Source organism: Actinomycetota bacterium (assembly GCA_005774595.1).
Lineage (GTDB): Bacteria > Actinomycetota > Coriobacteriia > Anaerosomatales > D1FN1-002 > D1FN1-002.
Window position 1 is genome coordinate 1 of record VAUM01000382.1, and the last position, 1626, is coordinate 1626.

At 72.3% G+C, this 1626-nt stretch carries 3 protein-coding genes; 2 read left to right on the plus strand and 1 reads right to left on the minus strand.

Annotated elements, in window-relative coordinates; all coding sequences use genetic code 11:
- Nucleotides 1–596, minus strand: a 596-nt coding sequence (locus FDZ70_10310; protein ID TLM66759.1) for an FAD:protein FMN transferase, incomplete at its 3' end; no start/stop codon positions are given.
- A 54-nt stretch (nucleotides 597–650) separates the two neighbouring features.
- Between FDZ70_10310 and FDZ70_10315 the strand changes: the two genes are divergently transcribed.
- Together FDZ70_10315 and FDZ70_10320 are read left to right on the plus strand one after the other, a co-directional pair.
- Nucleotides 651–1490, plus strand: coding sequence for a sulfide/dihydroorotate dehydrogenase-like FAD/NAD-binding protein (locus FDZ70_10315; GenBank protein ID TLM66760.1), 840 nt, complete (start codon nucleotides 651–653; stop codon nucleotides 1488–1490).
- Between the two features lie 14 nt (nucleotides 1491–1504).
- On the plus strand, nucleotides 1505–1626 hold a 122-nt coding region (locus FDZ70_10320; protein ID TLM66761.1), incomplete at its 3' end, for a hypothetical protein.

A 1626-nucleotide genomic window follows, 5' to 3' on the forward strand; every position in this document is an offset into this window, starting at 1 on the left:
GCCGAGGGGCTGCCGGTCACGGAACCGAACCATAGCCCCGGTGACGGCGCGCCGAACCACGCGGATCCACCCAAGGCGCCCAGGCCGAGATGCCACGAGGCGGCTGTCCTCGCCACGTCGGTGGGTGGCACGGACTTCTTGCCCTCGAAGTCGTAGAGCCTCGACACGCCGAGGAGTGCCGAGGAGAAGTAGTCGCCGCGCCCCGCTGTCGGAGTTCCTCCGTCGTTCGTCACGCCCAGTGCTTGTGCCGCAGCGATCACCTGGCCGGCCTCCGACGGCAGCGTCTGCACCGGCGACGGCTCCTTCGCCCACGCGCGGTTCAGCGCCGCGACCGTACTGGACTCGTCGTGAGCGTCCAGCACGCTCTCGACCGCCTCGATCTCAGCGAACGCGGACTCGATCCTGCTCCGGACGGCGCTCTCATCGCGCCCGTACGCGGTGATCGTGACCACCGTGCCGAGCGCGTCGCGGTCGATCTGCACCGGTCGCGGGTCGCCCGGCCGCGCGCAGCCGGCGGGCAGCGTGAGCGCGGCCGCGAGGATGATCGCTGCCAGGGCGCGCGGAAGGACGGCGGAGGTGCTGGCGGGCCGGCTCATGCGCGCTAGTATACTGGTCTGACCTACCCTTCGGCCCCGCACGCGAGGAGCCCCATGTTCCGCATCCGAGCCAAGCGCCAGCTCTCCGAGTCCGTCTTCGAGATGGAGGTCGATGCACCCGCGGTCGCCCGCCGGGTGCAGGCCGGGCAGTTCCTCATCCTGCGCACCGGCGAGCGCGGCGAGCGGATCCCGCTCACCTTCTCCGACTGGTCGGCCGACGAGGGCTGGGTCCGCTTCATCTTCATGCGCGTCGGCGCCACCACGCACCGCCTCTCGCACATGGAGCCGGGCGAGTCGCTCACCGACCTCGTCGGCCCGCTCGGCGCTCCGACGCACGTCGGGGGGCTGGGGCGCGTCGCGGTGATCGGCGGCGGCGTGGGCGCCGCGGTCGCGTACCCGGTCGCGCGCGCGATGGCGGCCGCCGGCGACGAGGTGACCGTCGTCCTCGGCGCACGCAGCGCGGACCTGCTCGTGCTCGAGGACGAGTTCCGCGCGCTGCCGCTCCGCGAGCTCATCGTCGTGACCGACGACGGGTCGGCCGGCGAGAAGGGCCTGGTCACGGCGCCGCTCAAGCGCATGGCTGAGGCCGGCGAGCTCGACCATGCGTTCGCCGTGGGTCCGGCGGTGATGATGAAGTTCTGCGCCGCCACGGCCAAGGAGCACGGCCTGCCCGTGACCGTGTCGCTCAACCCGATCATGGTGGACGGCACCGGCATGTGCGGCGCGTGCCGCGTGACCGTCGCGGGGGAGACGCGGTTCGGCTGCGTCGACGGGCCCGACTTCGACGGCGCGCAGGTCGATTTCGAGGAGCTCATGAGCCGGCAGCGCGTCTACGCCGACCTCGAGCGCGAGGCGGACGTCGAGTACTCTCAGGGGTGCGCGTGTCACCGCTAGCGCCGCGCGTCCCGATGCCCGAGCGCGACCCTCGTGAGCGGGCCTCCGACTTCGACGAGGTCAACCTCGGATACTCGGAGGACGATGCGCTCGCCGAGGCGGCGCGCTGCCTGCAGTGCCGCAACCCGACCTGCAT